We start from the raw sequence: 20,566 nt of genomic DNA, 5'->3' as shown, positions 1-20,566 counted from the left end.
AGAGCCGGTAGGACTGATAGTAGAGCGACTTCACCACGTCGCCGAAGTGAGTTCCGTACAGCTTGTCGTTGACTCCGGCATAGGCGTAGCTGACCACCCCGTCGACCCAGCCGTGCCCGGAACCGAGCCGGCCGAGGCCGGTGAGTAGTGGCCCGCCGCTGGCGCCGGCCGTCATGCGGCAGGCGACGCCGATCGACGGGCTGCCGTAGGGGTCGCCGAAGCCGGAGCCGGCGCAGTAGACGAGTTGGCTGCCGTCGTAGGGGGGCAGCCGCGGGTAGCCGAAGGTGTACTGCGGATACGTCCCCGGAAGATCGAAGGCTATGCCCTGGGATCCGACCGTGTCCTCGAGATGACGGCCGCGGGACGGGGACGGGTTGAACAGGGCGAAGCCGGTGTCGACGTCGAAGTCGCCCTGGCGGGCCCACCCGGACGTCACGGTAAGCCGGCGGGCGGTCCAGATGCCGTAGGGCATCGCGCCGTTGTCGAACCCGGGGATGAAGATGACGTTCCGCGCGAACTGTTCCCCGCTACCGCCGTGCACGCAGTGCCCCGCGGTGACCACGAGGTCACGGCTGGGGCTGGACACGACGCTCGCGGAGCAGGCGTAGTCACTGCCGCCGATGGTGGCGAACAACCGGCCGGTGGTCGTGGTAACCAGCCCGCCCCGGGTGTAGGGCGTTCCGGCGCTCGGGGGCGGGGGAGCGTCGCTCGCGGCCGTTTCGGAGTCGCCGACGGCAGGCGGGGCCGGCCCGGGACTGAGGGGGGCGGTATCGGCATGGTCGTTCGTGCGGGCCCCGAAGGCTCGGGCCCGCCGCTGCGCGCTCCAGTACCGTTCGACCTCGCGCTGCTCGGCGAGGGTCACCGCCCCCGGCGCCGAGAGGAGCTGTCCCGCGGTGGATCCCGGGTACGTGGCGGCGATCGGCGCGTCCCCTCGCCCGGTGGCCGACGCCGCCTGGGCGGGGCTGGCGGGAAGGGCTGCGGGTGCCAGCGCGACGCCCGCCGTCAGCAGGATCGCGACGGTGAGCCTCGATCGCGCCGGCGGGCGTGGGCGGGCCCGGGTGGCGCCGGGTACATCCGCCGGCGGGAGTGGTCGGAGGCGTGCCGCGTCCGCCTGTCGCTCGCACTCCTGGTCTGCACTCCGTGACGTCACGACAGCGAAGAGTAGCAGTACTGTCGCCTTCTGTGGCGGCTTGCGGGCGTTGTGGGACGGGTGGGTCGGCGGGCAGCGCCTCCCGCCCTCGTCGCCCCCTCTCCATGGGCCGGTTGGAGAGGGCTGTAGGGGTAAGACGGCTAGGTGCTAGATAGTCCGGAAGAAACGGTACCTATCAACCCGTATCATTCAAGCCATATCATCGAGACCATGGCTGGAATCGCGCTGACGCCGGTGTCGTATCTGGTCCTGGGGGAGGTGGCGCGGCGTGGCAGCGCCACTCCGTACGAGCTCAAGGTCGCGGTTGCCGGCTCGATCGGTAACTTCTGGTCGTTTCCGCACGCCCAGCTCTACAAGGAGCCGCCCCGCCTTGCCGCGGCCGGACTCCTCTCGGAGGAACGGGAGGAGTCCGGCCGCAGGCGGCGGATCTTTCGCCTGACCGACGCCGGCCGGAGCAGGTTGGCCGCGTGGCTCGCCGTCCCGGAGGCCGGGCGCACCGAGCTGCGCGATCCCGGCCTGCTCAAGCTGGCATTCGCCGATCTGGGCCGGCCGGGTGATGTCAGCCGGCTCGCGCGGGCCCAGGCGGCGGCGCATCGCGCTCACCTGGAGGTGTACCGCTCCCTGACCGCGCTGCCCGCGGGTGCCCTGGCCTGGTCGCTGCGCCGGACCCTCGATCTCGGGCTCGGCTACGAGGAGCTCGCGGTCGAGTTCTGGGAACGCCTCGCCGCCGAGCCGGGCGGGGTGGCGCGGCGGTCAGCGGACGGTGCGGTGCCTGCCCCGGGCCCGCAGGTAGTCCCGGATGACGTAGTTGCCAAGGGCGGCGGGATCGGGTGAGAGAACCCGCCCGCCGTTGCGTCTGGCTATCTCCTCGACGAACTGCACCAGCCGTGGCTCGTCGTCGAGCATGAACACGTTGACGGTCACGCCGCGCCGGGTGAGCCGGTCGACCTCGGCCAGGGTCAGCTCCAGGGTCTCGGGCATCGGCGGCCAGGAGAACGAGGGAGTGCCGTCGCGCAGCAGGTGCGCGGTGGGCTCACCGTCGGTGACCACCATGATGACCGGCTCCGACTGCGGGTAGCGGCTCAGCAACCGGCCAGCGATGAGCAGGGCGTGCTGCAGGTTCGTGCCCTGCACCATCTCGGAGTCGAGCCCGGCGAGCTCGACTGGCCGCAGCTCCCGGGCGTAGTCCGAGAAGCCGACAATGTGGATCTTGTCTTGCGGGAACGACGTGCTGACGAGCGTGTGCAGCGCGAGTGCCGTCGACTTCGCGATGCCCCAGGTGCCCCGCAGCGCCATCGAGTAGGACAGGTCGACGAGCAGGCACACCGCCGCCGTGGCGCGGCGCTCCGTCTCGGCGACCTCGAAGTCGGCCACCGCCAGGCGGATCGGGTGGCCCCGGCCGGGCGGACCGCCGCGCAGCACCGCGTTGCGGACCGTGCGGACGACGTCGATCGGCTGGGCGTCGCCGAACTGCCAGGCCCGGGAGGTGCCCAGCAGATCCCCGGCGGAACCCGCGTCGGTCACGCTGTGATCCCCGCGGCCCCGGGCGGAGACCTGCCGGAAGATCCGGGCCAGTGCGGCCTGCCCGATCCGGCGCACCGCCCGCGGGGTGAGCTCCAGGCTCCCGGCCCGGCGGGTGAGGAATCCCTGCCGCTCCAGCTCCCGTTCGATCTCCTGCAGCCCTCGCAGATCGTCGACGGCGGACCGGCCCAGCGCCCGGGCCACCGCCTCGGGGTCGACGTCTTCCAGGGCGGCCCCGGCGTAGTCCTGCCCCAGCGCGGCGGCCAGTTCGTCCAGCTCCGCGAGCTCCTCCAGCGCGGTGGTGGCGTCGCCGAGGCCGAGCGGTTCCTCGCCGGTCAGGCCGTCGCCCAACCGGCCGGCCCGCCCCCGCAGCCGTCCACCCCAGTTGAGGTCCGGTCGGGACGCGCGCAGCGCCTGCGCCAGGCGTGACATCTCCGCGGCGAGCCCCAGGTCCTCCATCGCCGTGGACATCAGGTCGGCGAGTTCGGAGCGCTGCTGCGGGGTGAGCCCGGCCAGCAACCGCGCGGCGGCGGCGGCCCGGCGGGCCAGCGCGTCAACCAGTTCCTCCAGCGAGCCGGGGTTCTCCGGAAAGAAGTCGCCGAACTCCCGCATGAACCGGGCGAACGCCTCGTCGGTGTCCTCACCGCGGGCGTCCGCCTCCAGCAGGGCGTTGAGCGCGCCGACCATCTCCCGGATCCGGGCGAAGTCCTCGGGCGTGGCCCCCTCCAGGGCCTGCTTCATCCCCCTGAACTGGGAATCGAGGACCTCGCGACGCAGCAGCTCGGAGATCTTCTCGTACGTCTCGCGGGCCGGCTGCGACTGCCAGTCGTACTCGGCGAGCGAGCGCACCGCACGGGCGGGGTCCGCGGGCAGCGCGTCCAGCTCGGCTTCGCGCAGCCGGGCGTCGTCGGAGGGGTCGGGGAACAGCGCCGCCCGTTCCTGGCCCACGGCGGTGTCGAGCAGCCGGCGGACCTCTTGGAGCGTCCCGTCCATCCGGCCGTGGGATCGGGCCTCCCGCCGGTGCCGCTCGACGGCCCGGCGCATGTCGTCCAGACCACGCCGGCCCGGCATGCCCCGGCGCAGCAGCGACTCCAGAGCCTCCCGCGGGGTGCGTCCCTCCATAATCTGGCGGGACATCTCATCCAGGGCGTCGGACGCGGTGAAGGGAGAGGCGAGTGGGTCGGGTCCGCCGTCCCACGGGCCATACCGGAATGTTCCGGAATTCACTGTTCCTCCTGGAAGCTTCCGTGCCGAGGCCAGGTGCCGCCGGGTCAGGTGCCGTAGACGGTCCGTCCGGGAAGCTCTTCCTTGGCCAGCCGGCGGTTGAGGTGCAATCCCTCCATCGCCAGCTCCAGCGCGGCCGCCGCGAGCCCCGGCGACTCCGCCCCGTCCACGCCGAGCCTGGTCAGGATCGCCGCGAGCCCGGGCACCGGCCCGACCCGGCGCAGCAGCTCGGCCGCCGCTACCAGGTCGCCGGTCTCGACCGGGCCATCCGCGTCGAAGCGGGCCTGCAGGCCGGTGAGGTCCGCGCCGGCCAGCCTCGCCCGGAATGTCTCGGCCACCGCGCGGCGCAGCAGCAGCGCGAGGACCTCGTCCTCCCGGCCCTCCTCCAGCTGGTCGAACTCGACCTTGCCGCGTACCGCCGGGACGATCGCGGCGAGGTCGACCACCCGTGCGGTGGGCGTCTCCTCGCCGGTCAGCGCCGCGCGGCGGACTGCCGAAGCCGCCACCGTCTCGGCCGCGGCCACCGACACCCGGGCCGACACCCCCGAGCGCTGGTCGACCTGGGGGGCGTCGCGCACCAGCCGGGTGAACCGGGCCACGATCTCCACCAGGTGATCGGGTATCTCCGGTGCGCCGAGCGGGGACCCCGCCCAGGACATCACCGCCTCCTGGCGGATCAGCGCCAGTTCGTCGGTGAGGTGCAGCGGGTAGTGGGTGCGGACCTCGGCGCCGAACCGGTCCTTGAGCGGCGTGATGATCCGCCCCCGGTTGGTGTAGTCCTCGGGGTTGGCGGAGGCGACCAGCAGCAGGTCCAGCGGCAACCGGAGCAGGTAGCCGCGGACCTGGATGTCCCGCTCCTCCAGCACGTTGAGCAGCGCGACCTGGATCCGTTCGGCGAGGTCGGGCAGCTCGTTGACGCTGAAGATCCCGCGGTTGGTGCGCGGCACCAGCCCGTAGTGGACCGTCTCGGGGTCGCCGAGCGTGCGGCCCTCGGCGACCTTCACCGGGTCGACGTCGCCGATGAGGTCGCCGACGCTCGTGTCCGGGGTCGCGAGCTTCTCGCTGAACCGCTCGCCGCGGTGCCGCCAGACCACCGGCAGCGCGTCACCGAGATCGGCCGCCAGCGCCCGGCATCGGCCACAGACCGGCGCGTAGGGGTGGTCGTTGATCTCACAGCCGGCGACGGCCGGCGACCACTCGTCGAGCAGGCTCACCAGAGTGCGGATGAGCCGGGTCTTGCCCTGCCCGCGCTCGCCGAGGAAGACGATGTCGTGACCGGCCAGGATGGCCCGCTCGACCTGGGGAAGGACGGTCTCGTCGAAACCGACGATGCCCGGGAACCGGGGGCCGTCGCCCTGCATCAGGGCGACGAGGTTGTCGCGCAGCTCCGTCCGCACCGGGCGGTGCGCGTGCCCGCTGCGGCGCAGCCCACCCAGGGTGGTGAACTGCGGGGCGGCGGCCGTCGGCGGGTGGGCCGCAGATGCCACGGTCGGGGGCACGGTCGGTGGTATGGAATGACTCGGCTGTGCCGGCAGATCCTCCACCCGTCGACGGTACGCCGACGCCGCCACCCGTGCAGCCGGGCCTGCGGTCGTCCGCTGCTGGCGTAGTCAGCCCGAGTAGGGCGACACCGAGACGATCTCGACCTTGGCCGAACGGCCGTTGGGCAGCGTGTAGGAGACGGTCTCGCCCGCCTTGTGCCCGGTCACCGCGCCGCCTAGCGGGGACGCCGGGGAGAAGACCTCGATGGGCGTGCTGTGGTCCTCGCGCGAGCCGATGAGGAACTTCTCCGTCTCTCGTTCGCCGGGGAAGCGCACCTCGACGACGGTGCCGGGGCCGGCCTCGCCGGTCGCCGCGGGTGCCTCGCCGACCTGGGCGTCGCGCAGCAGGTCCGTGAGCTGGCGAATCCGGGCCTCCTGCTTGCCCTGCTCCTCCTTGGCCGCGTGGTAGCCGCCGTTTTCCTTGAGGTCGCCCTCCTCGCGGGCAGCCTCAATCTTGGTCGCGATCTCCGTACGCCACGGGCCGGTCAGGTAGTCGAGCTCGGAGCGGAGCCGGTCGTATGCCTCCTGGGTGAGCCAAGTCTGCTGCGTCACGCGGGTCACGCTCCTCGGTGAACATCAAAAGGGCCATCATACCAAAATGAATCAAGGAATCCGATGTCGGGCTTGGTGGCTCCGGCGGCGTCTGGACCGCCCGGAAGCTCCGGACCGGCGGGTCAGCCCTTACGGGTGATCCGACAGCCCTCGCCTTCGACCTCGACCACGAATGCTTCACGCAGGGGTGGGAGGACGACGGAACCGGCCGTCGTCCATCGGCCCTCCGGAGCGGGCCGACGACGATGTCGGTGCGCCGGTCGACGGCAGGCCTGCCGTCGAAGCATGCGCGGACGGTGCATTGTGCCACGGCGTTGGGTGACTTTTCCAGACCGAACGCGGGGCGGGCCCCGGCGGTTCCTCAGGCGAGGTCGGATCACCCAGACCGGTGAGCCCGGAACAACGTTGAGGCATCAGCAACGTCGAGGGATCAGGAACAATGGGCCGCATGCCTGCGGTCCACGATCGGCATGGCCTGCGCCTGATGGCCATCCACGCCCACCCCGATGACGAGTCCAGCAAAGGCGCCGCCACCATGGCACGTTACGCCAGCGAGGGCGCCGACGTCCTCGTGGTCACGTGTACCGGGGGGGAGGAGGGCAGCATCCTCAACCCCGCGATGGACCAGCCAGGTGTCGCCGCCCAGATGGCGGAGATCCGCAGGCAGGAGATGGAGGCTGCCCGGCTCATCCTCAGGGTCCGCCAGGAGTGGCTCGGCTTCGTCGACTCCGGACTGCCTGAGGGCGATCCGCCGCCGCCTGTTCCGGACGGGCGGTTCGCCACCATCGCGCTCGGCGAGGCGGCCCGTCCGCTGGTCCGGTTGATCCGTCAGTTCCGACCACAGGTCATCACGACCTACGACGAGTCGGGCGGGTATCCGCATCCCGACCACATCATGACCCATCGGGTCAGTGTGGAGGCGTTCGAGGCGGCCGGTGATCCCGACCGTTATCCCGAGGCCGGCGTCGACGCCGGCCTCGAACCCTGGCAGCCGCTCAAGCTTTACTACCACCTCACCTTCCACAAGGAGCGCGTCCTCGCTCTCCACGAGGAGATGATGGCCCGCGGTCTGGAGTCCCCCTATGCCGAGCGGCTGGCCGAGTGGGTCGACCGCGCCGAGGACACCGGTCGGCTCACCACCCAGGTGGAGTGCGCGGACTGGTTCGAGACCCGCGACCGGGCACTGATCGCCCACGCCACCCAGGTCGACCCCACCGGATGGTGGTTCCGGATACCCCTGGAGGTGCAGCGAGACGCCTGGCCGACGGAGGACTACCAGCTGGCCCGTTCTCTTATCGAGGTCGGCATGCTGCCCGAAGACGATCTGTTCAACGGCGTGTGACTCTCCGGTAACCCGACCTTTCAGGTGGCATGTGACTGTTCGGATGACATGTGACTTTTTGAACAGTATGTGATCTAGTCAACGGTGCGTGACCGCGGAGGCGGAGGACTCGTACGGCAGGGCGTAGGGTCGGAATCGGCGCCCGTCGTGGAGTGTCCCCGTGGCGGGCGGTGACAGCAGGTGTGGCGGACACCAGAGGACACCAGGTGTGAGGACGTGCCCGTGAACGAGGTCTTCGCCGCTTCCGTGCTGGTCGAGAGGAAGATCGACGCCGGAGCCGTCGGGCTCCTCGTCGTCCTGGCACTGATCGCGGCCTCCAGCGTGATCTTCTTCTTCCTCTCGAAGAGCCTGCGCCGGATGCGGTCGAACGTCGCCAGCGGCGAGTTCGCCGGCGTCGACCCTGATCCGAACGCGATGCGCCGGCTGGACGGCGGAGACGGGCCGGTTATCGACGGGGAGGTCGTCGAGGAGACCGCAGGCACCGCCGGCGCCGGTAGCACGGCGGGTGGCGGCGAGCAGCTGGACCTGCCGACCCAGCCTGGACCCCCCGCGGGCTCCGCGGGGAGCGATCGGTAGGCGGCTGCCGCAGACCCCGGCTAGGCGGGGGAGATGGCGATATTCACGATCCGGCCGGGCACGACGATGATCTTCTTGATCGTCCGACCATCGGTCTGCCGGGCGAACTCGGGATGCGCGGCGAGCAGATCGCGAACCGTCTGCTCCGCTGAACCGTCCGGAACCTCGATGGTGAACCGGACCTTCCCGTTCACCTGGACCGGGATCGTCCTGACCGACTCGGCGGCCAGCGCCGGATCCCTGATCGGGAAGGCGACCGTGCTGACCGACTCCTCGTGACCGAGGCGGGACCACAGTTCCTCGGCGATGTGCGGAGCCAGCGGGGCCGCCATCAGGGTGAGCGGCTCGGCGAGCGCGCGGGGGGTGGGGGATTTCCCGTAGCTCTTGCTGACGAAGTTGGTCAGTTCGATGAGCCGGGCGACCGCGGTGTTGAACCGCAGCCCCGCGTATTCGGCGGTGACCGTGAGGATCGTCCGGTGCAGGACGCGAAGAGCCTCGCCGTCCAACGGCTCGTCAACGACGGCGGCCGCCCCGGTGGTTTCGTCGACGACGGTGCGCCACAGCCGCTGGAGGAACCGGTGCGAACCGACGATGTCGTCGGTGTGCCATGGCCGGTCGGCGTCGAGCGGGCCCATCGCCATCTCGTAGACGCGCAGCGTGTCGGCGCCGAACCTGTCGTACATCTCGTCCGGGCTGACGCTGTTCTTCAGGCTCTTGCCCATCTTGCCCGAGCGCCGGTTGACCGGGGCGCCCTGGAAGAGGAACCGGCCGTCGGGGGTCGCCGTCACCTCGGCAGCCGGGACGTACATGCCCCGGGCGTCGGTGAAGGCATCCGCCTGGATGTAGCCCTGGTTGAACAGCCGCTTGAACGGCTCCTTGGTGGAGACGTGGCCCAGGTCGTAGAGCACCTTGTGCCAGAACCGGGCGTAGAGCAGGTGCAGCACGGCGTGCTCGACACCGCCGACGTACAGATCGACGCCGCCGTCGCCGGGAACCGCGCCCGGCCTGGCCATCCAGTAGCGCTCGACGGTCGGGTCGACGAAGCGCTCGGTGTTGGTCGGGTCCAGGTAGCGCAGGTAGTACCAACACGAACCGGCCCACTGCGGCATGGTGTTCGTCTCGCGCCGGTACTGCTTCGGCCCGTCGCCGAGATCCAGGGTGACCGTCACCCAGTCGGCCACCCGGGCCAGGGGGGGCACCGGGTCGCTCGCGTCGTCCTCGGCCATCGCCGTGGGCCGGAAGTCGGTCATCTCCGGCAGCTCGATCGGCAGCAGCTCGTCGGGAACCGCGTGAGGCAGCCCGTCGACGTCGAAGACGACCGGGAACGGCTCGCCCCAGTACCGCTGGCGGGAGAACAGCCAGTCCCGCAGCCGGTACGACCGCGCCGACCTGCCGGCGCCGAGCTCCTCCAGCCAGTGAACCGTGGCCTTGATCGCCTCGCTTTTCGACAGGCCGACCAGCACCGGGGCGCCGGCCGGACCGGGCCGATACTCGCCCGCACCGCTGAACGCCTCGGGCCACTGCGCTGATGGAGTCGCGGGCACTACCCCGTGCGCGGCGTACCAGTCCGCGTCCGGCTCCAGCACGGCGGGGATCGGCAGGTCGAACGCGCGGGCGAAGGAGAAGTCCCGGCTGTCGTGCGCCGGTACCGCCATGATCGCCCCGGTGCCGTAGCCCAGCAGTACATAGTCGGCCAGGAAGACCGGGATGACCCCGCCACCGACCGGGTTGCGCACGTACGAGCCGGTGAACACGCCGGTGCGGTCGATGACCTCCTCGCCACGCTGCCGGTCGCTGCGGTGGGCCGCGAACTCCCGGTAGGCGTCGACGGCGGCTCGCGGGGTCCACGCCGGATCGGTGCCTGCCGCCGGCCCGGCGGTGCCCGCTGGTTCCGTGCCGCCGCCCGGCTGTCCCGCCGGGAAGCGCCAGCTCACCGGGGTGTCCGCCGGCCAGGTGTCGGCGATCAGCGCGTCGACCAGGGGATGTTCGGGCGCGAGCACCAGGAAGGTGGCCCCCGCCAGGGTGTCCGGGCGGGTGGTATAGACCTCGATGCGCCGGGCGGTCGATGAGCCAGACGGATCGGACGGATCGGACGCCCTGGATGGACCTGCCCCCTCGCCGGGGGCGACGACGGTGAACTCGACGCTGGCGCCCTCGCTGGGACTGATCCAGTTGCGCTGCATCTGCTTGATCGAGTCCGGCCAGTCGACCAGGTCGAGGTCGGAGATCAGCCGCTCGGCGTAGGCGGTGATCCGCAGGATCCACTGCTTCAGCGGCCGGCGAAACACTGGGTAGTTCCCGATGTCGCTGCGGCCGTTGGCGGTGACCTCCTCGTTCGCCAGCACGGTGCCCAGCCCCGGGCACCAGTTGACCAGCTGTTCGGAGATGTAGGCCAGGCGGTGCGCGTTGACGACCTTCCGGCGGGACACCTCGTCGAGTTCGGTCCACGCCAGCCCGGCCGGGTTCGCCGCCCGGACCGCGTCAACCGACACGGCCGTGTTCCCCCCGGCGGGGCCGGCTACCGGCGCCCGGGTGCCCGCGGCGAACTCCTCGATCAGCTCGGCGATCGGCCGGGCCCGGCCGGCCTGCGGGTCGTACCAGCTGTTGAAGATCTGTTGGAAGATCCACTGCGTCCAGCGGTAGTAGCCCACGTCGGTCGTCGCGATCTCGCGGCGGGTGTCGTGGCCCAGCCCCAGCCGGGAGAGTTGGCGGCGCATGTTGGCGATGTTGGCGTTGGTGGTGTCGCGGGGATGCTGGCCCGTGTTGATGGCGTACTGCTCGGCGGGCAGGCCGAAGGAGTCGTATCCGAACGGATGCAGCACGTGCCGGCCGGACATCCGCAGATAGCGGGCGAACACGTCGGTGCCGATGTACCCCAGCGGGTGCCCGACGTGCAGCCCCGAGCCGCTCGGATAGGGGAACATGTCCATGATGTAGAACGGCTCCCGGCCGGCGACCTTCTCGAAGCCCGCCGAGAGCGGCCCGACCGGGTTCGGCGAGTTGAACGTGCCCTCGTCGGCCCACCGGCGCTGCCAGCGCCGCTCGATGTCGGCGGCGAGCCGGGCGTCGTACCGGAAGCTCGGCTCGACGCTCCCGGTCCCGGCGGGGGCGCAGCCCGCGGCTGCCGGGATGATCCCGCCGGATGCGCCGGTCGGTGCCACCGTGGTGTCCGCGGCGCCGGTCCGGGCGCCGGGCTCGGCCGTCTCACTCATCGCTCGTGCCATCCAAACTCGTTGGTACGTCGACCCTCTCACCGCTCTCGCGGCGGGAACGGCGGCCTGACGGACGGCGGTCGGGCGAGCGGACGGCGGGGATCGTGCGGTCCCACGAGCCTATCCGCCGGGTACGTCGGCGCGGCGGGCCGGTCGAGGAAGCGCGCCGATCACGTCGGCGCGGCGTGGAGATGAGGGCGGACTACCTGGGCGCGCCTTTGGTTGCATATCCAGAGGCCTACGGGGTTCCGCGGGCCTGGCGGACACGCAGATCATGAGGAGTTCGGGTGCCTAACAAGCTCGCGGAGCAGACGTCTCCGTACCTGCTACAGCACGCGGACAACCCGGTCGACTGGTGGCCCTGGAGCCCGGCGGCCTTCGCCGAGGCGGCCCGGCGGGGGGTGCCGGTGCTGCTCTCGGTGGGCTACGCATCCTGCCACTGGTGCCATGTCATGGCGCACGAATCGTTCGAGGACGTCGTGACCGCCGAGTACATGAACGACCACTTCGTCAACATCAAGGTGGATCGGGAGGAGCGGCCCGACGTCGACTCCGTCTACATGGACGTCACCGTCGCCCTGACCGGGCACGGCGGCTGGCCGATGACGGTGTTCCTCACCCCTACCGCCGAGCCGTTCTTCGCCGGCACCTACTTCCCGCCGCGTCCCCGGCCTGGCATGGGGTCGTTCCGTCAGGTCCTGACGGCGGTCACCGAGGCCTGGCAGACCCGGCGGGACGAGATCGAGGAGTCGGGGGCGGACATCGCCCGCCGGCTCGCCGAGGCGGCGACGCGTGGTCCGGCGTCCGGTCTCGCCGCCGAAATCACCCCGGCTCTGCTCGACACCGCCGTGGCGGGGCTGTCGGCCCGCTTTGACGCCCGTCACGGTGGATTCGGCGGTGCGCCGAAGTTCCCGCCGTCCATGGTCGCCGAGATGCTGCTGCGGCACTCCGCCCGCACGGGGGACGCGCGCAGCCTGGAGATGGTCGCGGTGACCTGCGAACGGATGGCGCGTGGGGGCATCTACGACCAGCTTGCCGGGGGGTTCGCCCGGTACAGCGTCGATGCGACGTGGACGGTCCCGCACTTCGAGAAGATGCTCTACGACAACGCGCTGCTGCTGCGGGTCTACCTGCACCTGTGGCGGGCCACCGGGTCGGCACTGGCCGAACGGGTGGTCCGGGAGACGGCAGCCTTTCTGCTCGCGGATCTGCGCACCCCCCAGGGGGGGTTCGCCTCGGCGCTCGACGCGGATGCCGTTCCCGCGGACGCCGTTCCCGCGAGCGCTGCCCCGGCGGGAGCGCACCCCGAGGAGGGGGCCAGCTACGCCTGGACACCCGCCCAGTTCGTCGCCGTCCTCGGGCCGGAAGACGGGCGGTGGGCCGCCGGCGTCTTCGGCGTCACCGAGGAGGGCAGTTTCGAACGTGGTACGTCGGTGCTGCGCCTGCCGGCGGACCCGGACGATCCGGCGAGGTTCGCGGCGGTCCGCGCGGCCCTGGCCGCGGCACGGGCGACCCGGCCGCAGCCGGCTCGCGACGACAAGGTGGTGGCCGCCTGGAACGGCTTGGCCATCGCGGCGCTGGCCGAGGCCGGCGCGTTGTTCGACGAGCCGGACTGGATGCGGGCCGCCGAACAGGCCGCCGTCCTGCTCCGGGACGTGCATCTCGTCGACGGACGCCTGCGCCGGACGAGCCGGGACGGGCTGGTTGGCGTGAACGCCGGGGTACTGGAGGACTACGGCGACGTCGCCGAGGGACTGCTCACCCTGCACCAGGTCACCGGCGATCCGGAGTGGCTCGCGCTCGCCGGGACGCTGCTGGACATCGTCCGTGATCGGTTCGCGGCCTCTGACGGGGGGTTCTTCGATACCGCGGACGACGCGGAGGTGCTGTTGCGCCGGCCGCGGGACGACTCGGACTCGGCGACCCCGTCGGGCCAGGCTGCTGTCGCCGGTGCCCTGGTCAGCTACGCGGCGTTGACCGGTTCCACCGAACACCGGCCGGCCGCCGAGACGACGGTGGCGCGCGTCGCTCCGTTGCTGGCCCGGGATGCCCGGTTCGCCGGTTGGGCCGGTGCGGTCGCCGAGGCGCTGCTGGCCGGGCCGGCCGAGGTCGCGGTCGTGGACAGCCCGGCGCTGGAACGGCTCGCCCGCCTCGGCACGGCGCCCGGTGCGGTCGTGGTGACCAGCGGACCGCTGACCGTCGGCCGGGAAACGGCTGGGGTGTACGTGTGCCGGGACTTCGTCTGTGAGCTGCCGGCCCGGACCGCAGCCGAGGTGCGCCGCCAACTCGGGGTGAAGGTGGCCAGCTGACCGTCCCCTCTTCTTTCACTGGTGATGCGGTAAGCATGTTGCACTGGTGATGCGGTAAGACTGGTGGTGCGGTAAGCATGTAATTGTCACGAGGGGTTCTTCGGATCCGCTCTGGAGCGCCAGATCGGGCCTTCGGGCCCGGATCAGCCGCCAGGCCGGGCCCGCGCGCGGGTTCCGATCGGAGATCGAGGGGACACGTCATGTCCGGTCCGCGTGGACGGGGGTACGGCAGGCCGGGGGAGCGGGCGGAGGTGGTTCCGGCGGACGACGCCGCAGCCTGGTTCGCCGAGCACATCCCGGCCGGGTGGTTCGCCGGGATGCCCACGGTGGTCGTGGACCGGGACGAGATCACGGTCATCGGGGTACTCGCGGCCGGCGGCGCCGCGCCCGGAGGAGGGCCGTCGGCGACGGGGGCCCGGATCCGGCGGTTCCGGGAGCAGACCCGTGAGGAACGGATCGCCATCGCCACGAAGGCCGAACATCGGTACAACCGCAAGGTGGCGTGGGGCGCGACCGTCGGTGACACCACCGAGCTGTTCACCGCGCTGTCCGTGCCGGTGATGACCCGGCTGCGCCAGCCGGAACGCCAGGTGCTCGACACCCTCGTCGACTCGGGGGTGGCGCGCAGCCGCAGCGAGGCCCTCGCCTGGTGCGTACGTCTGGTGGGCGAGAACGCCGACAGCTGGCTGCGCCAGCTCCGGGAGGCCATGGAACAGGTGGAGAAGATCCGCTCGGTGGGCCCTCGGCTGTAGCCGCCGGAGCCCCCGGTAGCCGCCGTGCGGGGGAAGGCTGTTAGTAGATGGCGAAGAGCAGCGCAATGTAGTGGCAGGTCGCGGCGACGAGGGTGAAGGGATGGAACACCTCGTGGTAGCCGAAGATCGTGGGTGCCGGGTCCGGTCGCCGGCAGGCGTAGACGACGGCGCCGAGGCTGTAGCAGACCCCCCACGAGCAGAAGTACCATCGAGGCGATCCCGGCCCGGTGGGCGAGCTCCGGGATCACGAAGACGGCTACCCAGCCGAGCGCGATGTAGAGCGGCACGGTCAGGTACCGCGGCGAGTGCAGCCACAGCATCCGGATGGCGACGCCGAGTCCCGCCCCTCCCCACACCACCGCCAGGACCACCCGAGCGGTCGTCGGCGGCATCGCAATCAGGGCGAAGGGGGTGTAAGTCCCGGCGATGAAAACAAAGATCATTGAGTGGTCGAGGCGTTTCATGCGCGCCCGGGCACGTGATGTCGACCACATCGTCCGGTGATAGAGGGCGCTCGTTCCGAAGAGGGCCGCAATACTCAGGGCGTAAACCGCGATACCGAGCCGGGCACGCAGCGTGGTAGCCAGTGCCACCGCAATGACGCCTAGTGTCAGGCTGATCGGGAAAGCGCCGGCATGTAGCCATCCCCGCATGCGCGGTCGCACCAGGTCACGCGGGTGCGAGGCGATGTCCGTCTGCGGAGGCCCGGCTGGCTGCTGTACGAGGGAAGCCACGCCGAGAACGATAGCCCGAGGGTTGCCGCCGTCACGAAGCGGAGCTGGACGGCAGCGGTCGGTCCGTATCGGTGCGTGATGGATCCGACGCTTCTGCGCACTCGCTATCGCGCGACTGCGGACGGAACGCGCGGTACAGTCTAATGATCCTGAACGTGGCCTCGAACTCCCCCTATATTGTGGGTTTTGTCTGAACGTCCACGAGTACGTTCGAGTTCTCAAGTGGGTACCTGCATATGGGAAGAGAGCGCGGCAGGTTCGACTCGACCGGAGGTGTGAGCTGTGACAACCGCGGCACAGGTTTCGGGGCTGGACGTGGCCCCCACGAGGCACGCCAGGCTGGTTGCCTGGGTGCGCGAGATTGCCGAACTCACTCAGCCGGATCGGGTTGAGTGGTGCGATGGATCAGAGGCGGAGTTCGATCGGCTGACCTCTCTTCTGATCGAGCAGGGGACCCTGGTCCGGCTGAATGACGAGAAACGTCCGAACAGCTTTTACGCCGCTTCGGACCCGGGCGACGTGGCCCGCGTGGAGGACCGCACCTACATCTGCTCCGAGCAGGCGGAGGACGCCGGTCCGACCAACAACTGGCTGGACCCTGCCGAGATGCGGGCCACGCTCCGGGGCCTGTTCGCGGGGTGCATGCGGGGTCGGACGATGTACGTCGTCCCGTTCTGCATGGGTCCGCTCGGCTCGCGCATCTCGGCCCTCGGTGTCGAAATCACCGACTCGCCTTACGTCGTCATCTCCATGCGGACGATGACCCGGATGGGAACGCCCGCCCTCGAGCAGCTTGGAACGGACGGTTTCTTTGTTCCGGCCGTCCATTCCCTGGGCGCTCCGCTGGAACCTGGCCAGGCCGATGTTCCGTGGCCGTGCAATACGACGAAGTACATTACCCATTTCCCGGAAACCCGGGAGATCTGGTCCTACGGATCGGGTTACGGCGGAAACGCACTGCTCGGCAAGAAGTGCTATGCGCTGCGTATTGCGTCCGTCATGGCCCGCGACGAGGGCTGGCTCGCCGAGCACATGCTCATCCTCAAACTGACGTCTCCCGCCGGCAAGGTCCACTACATTGCCGCCGCATTTCCGTCGGCCTGTGGAAAGACCAATCTGGCGATGCTCATCCCAACCCTGCCGGGCTGGCAGGCGGAGACTGTCGGTGACGACATCGCCTGGATGCGCTTCGGTGAGGACGGCCGGCTGTACGCGGTCAACCCGGAGGCCGGGTTCTTCGGGGTCGCCCCGGGGACCGGCGAGCAGACCAACCCCAACGCGGTCAGGACCCTCTGGGGCAACGCCATCTACACCAACGTGGCCAGGACCGATGACGGTGACGTCTGGTGGGAGGGGCTGACCAAGCAGCCGCCGGCGCGCCTCATCGACTGGAAGGGCCGCGACTGGACCCCCGAGTCCAGCGAGCCCGCCGCACACCCCAACGCCCGCTTCACCGTCCCGGCGGGCCAGTGCCCGACGATCGCCCCGGAGTGGGAGGATCCGCGCGGCGTGCCGATCTCGGCGATCCTGTTCGGCGGGCGCCGGGCGACCGCGGTGCCGCTGGTCACCGAGGCTCCCGACTGGCGGCGCGGGGTGTTCTTCGGCTCGATCGTCGCCTCCGAGACGACGGCGGCCCAGGCCGGAGCGATCGGCAAGCTGCGCCGGGACCCCTTCGCGATGCTGCCGTTCTGCGGCTACAACATGGCCGACTACTTCGCCCACTGGCTCGAGGTCGGGCAGAAGGCCGACCAGACGAAGCTCCCGCGGGTCTACTACGTGAACTGGTTCCGCAAGAGCCCGGAGGGCAGGTTCCTGTGGCCGGGATTCGGCGACAACAGCCGTGTCCTCGCCTGGATCGTCGGTCGCCTGGAGGGCACGGCAGCCGGGGTGGAGACGCCGCTCGGCGTCCTGCCGACGAAGGACGCCCTACCCGTTGACGGCCTCGACATCGCCGAGGAGGACCTCGAGACCCTGCTCACGGTGGACGTCGAGGTGTGGAAACAGGAGGCCCAGCTGATCCCCGAGCACTACCAGACGTTCGGGGAACGGCTTCCGGCCGCCCTGTGGACCGAGCACGAGGCGCTTGTCGAGCGGCTGAACAGGGCAGACTGAGCGGCTGACGCACCCAACCGCGAGCTCCGTCCGGGGAGCGCACCGCCGGCACGGCACTTCGTGGCAGCGCCTCGTGTGATACCCCCGAGCGGCTCGGCCGAAGGCCGAGCCGCTCGGCGGGCTCCCGGCCCGGCCCGTGGCGACCGGTCGGCCGGGTGCGGCCTTCCTTCGCCGGCCCGGCGCCGGACTCGTTCGTAACTCCGCGTCGCGTCCGTTGTTCCGCCGTCGGCGGGCCGCGTTCCTACCGAGTGTCGCGGTACGGCTCACCTGAGCGGAGCACCATCCGATAATGACCACCCCGCGGATCCCGCATGTTCGCCGGGGATCAATCCCTTCTCCGGGTGAATTTCCGGGAATTCCCCAGCCGGTTGGCTGAATTTCCTCCGACCCGCCCGACGGTGCCAGTCGGCGCCCTCTTTCGGGCCCGGTTTGGTTCGATCCGATCTCGATGACATGTCGAGACAACGAGTGTCCGATCATCGGCCCGCGGTGTTCCATGGTGTTCCGTCGCGTTTCCCCCGCGGGCGCGCCTCATGCCGTCACCTCTCGGTCGTCGCGTTTCGGGTGACCCCTCACCGGCCATCACGCTTCGGCCTGTCGCGTTTCGGCCCACCCTGTCTCTGGCCGGCACGCCCGCGGTCATCCGGCTCTCGTCGGTCGCCGGGCTCATGGATCCGGTGGCGACCTGCGGCCGGTCGGTGCCTGTTGCCCCGGTCGGTGCCCGTCGCCGGAGTCGGCGCAGGTCCCGGGGCTTCTGAACCGGGCAGGGAGCGGTGACCTGGCTTCCTCGGGCGGCCGCTCGTGGTCCGGCCTCCGACGGCGCCACGCGCGGCGGCTGATGCTCCGCGTCATGATCCGGACGCAATGTGACCGATCGGGGTGCGACGGGAACTCCGGGGTGCGAGACGTTCCCAGTTCTTAACGTAACGTGTTGTCGGAAGTGGGTCGCCATCATCGAGGGCTGCGGTTACCGTGGGAGCGCTAGCGTCTCAAGCCGTGGTCCGGCATGGTGCCGGACCTCTCGGGAGGCCCCTCGGTGCCGCAAGCGCGACTACACCAGGAGGCCGGTGCCCGGCCCCTGCAGGGGTCGGTCCCGGACTACCTCCGAGTAAGCGGGTGGGCGTGTGCCACGAACGCATGTCGTCGACACAAGCGTGCTGCTTTCTGATCCTGGCGCGCTGCTGCGGTTCGCGGAGCACAATGTCGTGCTCCCCCTCGTTGTCATAGGGGAGCTGGAAGGCAAAAGGAACCATCCGGAACTGGGCTGGTTCGCCCGGGAGGCACTACGCATCCTGGACGATCTGCGCATCCGGCATGGTCGCCTTGATCAACCGCTCCCGCTGGACAACGGCGGGATGCTACGGGTGGAACTCAATCACACCGATGCGGCGGTGCTTCCACCGGGGTTCCGGGTCGACACGAACGACTCGCGGATCCTGTGCGTCGTGATGAACCTCGCCCGCGAGGGTGCCGACGTCGTACTGGTCACGAAGGATCTCCCGCTGCGGGTCAAGGCGTCGGTGCTGGGGCTGCCCGCCGAGGAGTACCAGGCGCTGTCCCCGGTGGACACCGGCTTCTCGGGGATGGCCGAGCTCACCGTCACCCAGGAGGACCTCGACCGGCTCTACTCCCGCGAGTACACCGAGATCCTGGAGGCCGCCGACCTGCCCTGCCACACCGGCCTGGTCCTCACCACCACCGGGGGGAGTGCCTCCGCGCTCGGCCGGGTGACCGCCGACAAGCAGGTCCGGCTCGTCCGCGGCGACCGCGACGCGTTCGGCCTGCACGGTCGCTCCGCCGAGCAGCGGGTCGCCCTCGACCTCCTGCTCGATCCGGATGTCGGGATCGTCTCCCTCGGCGGTCGAGCCGGCACCGGTAAGTCGGCGCTTGCCCTGTGCGCCGGGCTCGAAGCTGTGATGGAGCGCCGGGCGCACCGCCGGGTGGTGGTTTTCCGCCCGCTGTACGCCGTCGGTGGCCAGGAGCTCGGGTACCTCCCGGGCAGCGAGAACGAGAAGATGGCGCCCTGGGCCCAGGCGGTGTTCGACACTCTCGGTGCGCTCGTCTCCCCCGAGGTCATCGAGGAGATCGTGGATCGTGGGATGCTGGAGGTGCTGCCGCTCACGCACATCCGTGGCCGGTCCCTGCACGACGCGTTCGTGATCGTTGACGAGGCCCAGTCCCTGGAGCGCGGGGTGCTGCTGACCGTGCTGTCCAGGCTCGGGCAGGGGTCACGGGTGGTGCTCACGCACGACGTGGCACAGCGCGACAACCTGCGGGTCGGCCGGCACGACGGGGTCGCCTCGGTGATCGAGACCCTGAAGGGCCACCCGTTGTTCGCGCACGTCACGCTCACCCGTTCCGAGCGATCGCCGATTGCGGCCCTGGTCACGACGATGCTGGAGGATCTCGTTCTCTGAGCGATCTTGTTCTCTGACGGCGTGCTCCCCGATGGTCCGGCGAACGTTCGATGAACCTCCGGAGAACCCCCGGAGAACGTTCGGAGGGCATCTGGAGAGCGTCCGAGGGTCCCGGGCTACGGGACGTGTGGCCGCGGTGCGCGGTTGTGCGAGGAGACAACCACCGGAGGTGGCTTCCCATGTTCTTCGGTCGTCACAAGACGACACTGCCCACGCCCGAGCAGGCCCTTCCCGGCCGGGATCGGCCGGTGTTCGCGGGCGACGTCCCGCACACCGTGCTGGGGACCCCGCTCGCCGGCCCGTTCCCGGCGGGTCTGGAGACCGCCGTGTTCGGCCTCGGCTGCTTCTGGGGGGCCGAGCGCGCGTTCTGGAAGGTTCCCGGGGTGTACACCACCGCCGTCGGCTACGCCGGAGGGCACACCCCGCACCCCACTTATGAGGAAGTGTGTTCCGGGCTGACCGGGCACACCGAGGTCGTCCTCGTGGTGTACGACCCCGCGAAGGTCGGCTACGAGGAGCTGCTGCGCGTGTTCTGGGAAGGGCACGACCCGACCCAGGGCATGCGGCAGGGCAATGACGCGGGCACCCAGTACCGTTCGGCGATCTACACCACCACTGCCGGGCAGGCCGCCGCGGCGGCTGCCAGCCGCGAGGCGTTCCAGCAGGTGCTGACCGCCGCGGGCCTCGGGGCGATCACCACCGAGATCGCCTCGGCTGGTCCGTTCTACTACGCGGAGGAATACCACCAGCAGTACCTCTCCGACGCCAAGAACCCCGGCGGCTACTGCGGCCTGGGTGGCACGGGCCTGTCAGTATGTGGCCCATGGTCAGAGCGGGAATCTACGTCAGAGCCAGCCAGGACCGAACAGGCGCAGGGCTAGCAGTCTCACGTCAGGAGGCGGGCTGCCGCCCCCTCTGCGACCGTAAGGGCTGGGCGGACGAGGACGTCTACTACGGACAAGGATGTCGGTGCCCACTCCGGACGGCCACGCCCGGAGTGGGACCGGCTCGTTGACGACATCAAAGCAGGCCGCCTCCAGGCGATCGTCTACTGGCACATCGACCGGCTGACCCGCCAGCCCCGCGAAGTTGCGGGACGATGCCGGGCCGCACTTCGGGTTCGG

At 70.5% G+C, this 20,566-nt stretch carries 13 protein-coding genes and 2 pseudogenes; 9 read left to right on the top strand and 6 right to left on the bottom strand.

What is annotated here, in order from left to right; translation table 11 throughout:
- A partial coding sequence (locus AC08OX_RS05855) for a trypsin-like serine peptidase (RefSeq protein WP_476606876.1) occupies positions 1-1,150 on the bottom strand: 1,150 nt, incomplete at its 3' end.
- 210 nt (positions 1,151-1,360) lie between these two features.
- Between AC08OX_RS05855 and AC08OX_RS05850 the strand changes: the two genes are divergently transcribed.
- Complete coding sequence (locus AC08OX_RS05850; protein ID WP_476606875.1) at positions 1,361-1,984, top strand: PadR family transcriptional regulator; 624 nt, start codon at positions 1,361-1,363, stop codon at positions 1,982-1,984.
- Here AC08OX_RS05850 and AC08OX_RS05845 read toward each other — a convergent pair.
- The 3 genes from AC08OX_RS05845 to greA all read right to left on the bottom strand — a co-directional run bounded on the left by AC08OX_RS05845 (position 1,904) and on the right by greA (position 5,988).
- On the bottom strand, positions 1,904-3,898 hold the full coding sequence (locus AC08OX_RS05845) for a vWA domain-containing protein (RefSeq protein ID WP_476606874.1): 1,995 nt from the start codon (positions 3,896-3,898) through the stop codon (positions 1,904-1,906). The two genes, AC08OX_RS05850 and AC08OX_RS05845, sit on opposite strands and share 81 nt — an antisense overlap.
- A 44-nt stretch (positions 3,899-3,942) precedes the next feature.
- Positions 3,943-5,439 (bottom strand): magnesium chelatase ATPase subunit I, encoded by a 1,497-nt coding sequence (locus tag AC08OX_RS05840; protein ID WP_476606873.1) that lies wholly within the window; start codon positions 5,437-5,439, stop codon positions 3,943-3,945.
- A 66-nt stretch (positions 5,440-5,505) separates the two neighbouring features.
- Positions 5,506-5,988 (bottom strand): transcription elongation factor GreA, encoded by a 483-nt coding sequence (greA, locus tag AC08OX_RS05835; protein ID WP_476606872.1) that lies wholly within the window; start codon positions 5,986-5,988, stop codon positions 5,506-5,508.
- A 439-nt stretch (positions 5,989-6,427) separates the two neighbouring features.
- On the opposite strand from greA, the gene mca reads away from it, so the two are divergent.
- Both mca and AC08OX_RS05825 read left to right on the top strand, forming a co-directional pair.
- Positions 6,428-7,330, top strand: a complete 903-nt coding sequence (gene mca, locus AC08OX_RS05830) for a mycothiol conjugate amidase Mca (protein ID WP_476606871.1) — start codon at positions 6,428-6,430, stop codon at positions 7,328-7,330.
- A gap of 222 nt (positions 7,331-7,552) precedes the next feature.
- Positions 7,553-7,906, top strand: a complete 354-nt coding sequence (locus tag AC08OX_RS05825) for a hypothetical protein (RefSeq protein WP_476606870.1) — start codon at positions 7,553-7,555, stop codon at positions 7,904-7,906.
- A 20-nt stretch (positions 7,907-7,926) separates the two neighbouring features.
- Here the strand turns inward: AC08OX_RS05825 and AC08OX_RS05820 are convergent, their stop codons facing one another.
- Positions 7,927-11,130: a leucine--tRNA ligase gene (locus tag AC08OX_RS05820; protein ID WP_476606869.1), complete on the bottom strand. Its 3,204-nt coding sequence runs from the start codon at positions 11,128-11,130 to the stop codon at positions 7,927-7,929.
- Between the two features lie 275 nt (positions 11,131-11,405).
- Between AC08OX_RS05820 and AC08OX_RS05815 the strand changes: the two genes are divergently transcribed.
- Complete coding sequence (locus tag AC08OX_RS05815; RefSeq protein ID WP_476606868.1) at positions 11,406-13,427, top strand: thioredoxin domain-containing protein; 2,022 nt, start codon at positions 11,406-11,408, stop codon at positions 13,425-13,427.
- A 200-nt stretch (positions 13,428-13,627) separates the two neighbouring features.
- Positions 13,628-14,179 carry a hypothetical protein gene (locus AC08OX_RS05810; RefSeq protein WP_476606867.1) on the top strand — a complete coding sequence of 184 codons (552 nt, stop codon included), beginning with the start codon at positions 13,628-13,630 and terminating at the stop codon, positions 14,177-14,179.
- A gap of 40 nt (positions 14,180-14,219) precedes the next feature.
- Here the strand turns inward: AC08OX_RS05810 and trhA are convergent.
- Positions 14,220-14,832, bottom strand: a pseudogene (gene trhA / locus AC08OX_RS05805) (PAQR family membrane homeostasis protein TrhA).
- Between the two features lie 363 nt (positions 14,833-15,195).
- Here trhA and AC08OX_RS05800 point away from each other — a divergent pair.
- From AC08OX_RS05800 to AC08OX_RS05785, 4 genes and pseudogenes are all read left to right on the top strand, one after another.
- Positions 15,196-17,025 (top strand): phosphoenolpyruvate carboxykinase (GTP), encoded by a 1,830-nt coding sequence (locus tag AC08OX_RS05800; protein ID WP_476606866.1) that lies wholly within the window; start codon positions 15,196-15,198, stop codon positions 17,023-17,025.
- 1,124 nt (positions 17,026-18,149) lie between these two features.
- Entirely contained in the window at positions 18,150-19,442 is a 1,293-nt protein-coding gene (locus AC08OX_RS05795; protein ID WP_476606865.1) for a PhoH family protein, read from the top strand.
- Between the two features lie 179 nt (positions 19,443-19,621).
- Entirely contained in the window at positions 19,622-20,323 is a 702-nt protein-coding gene (gene msrA / locus AC08OX_RS05790) for a peptide-methionine (S)-S-oxide reductase MsrA (protein WP_476606864.1), read from the top strand.
- A gap of 78 nt (positions 20,324-20,401) precedes the next feature.
- A pseudogene (locus AC08OX_RS05785) lies at positions 20,402-20,566 on the top strand (recombinase family protein); the annotation flags it as partial.

This window comes from Frankia sp. CoBUL1, assembly GCF_978021245.1.
This window is presented reverse-complemented; position numbering and strand designations above follow the sequence as displayed.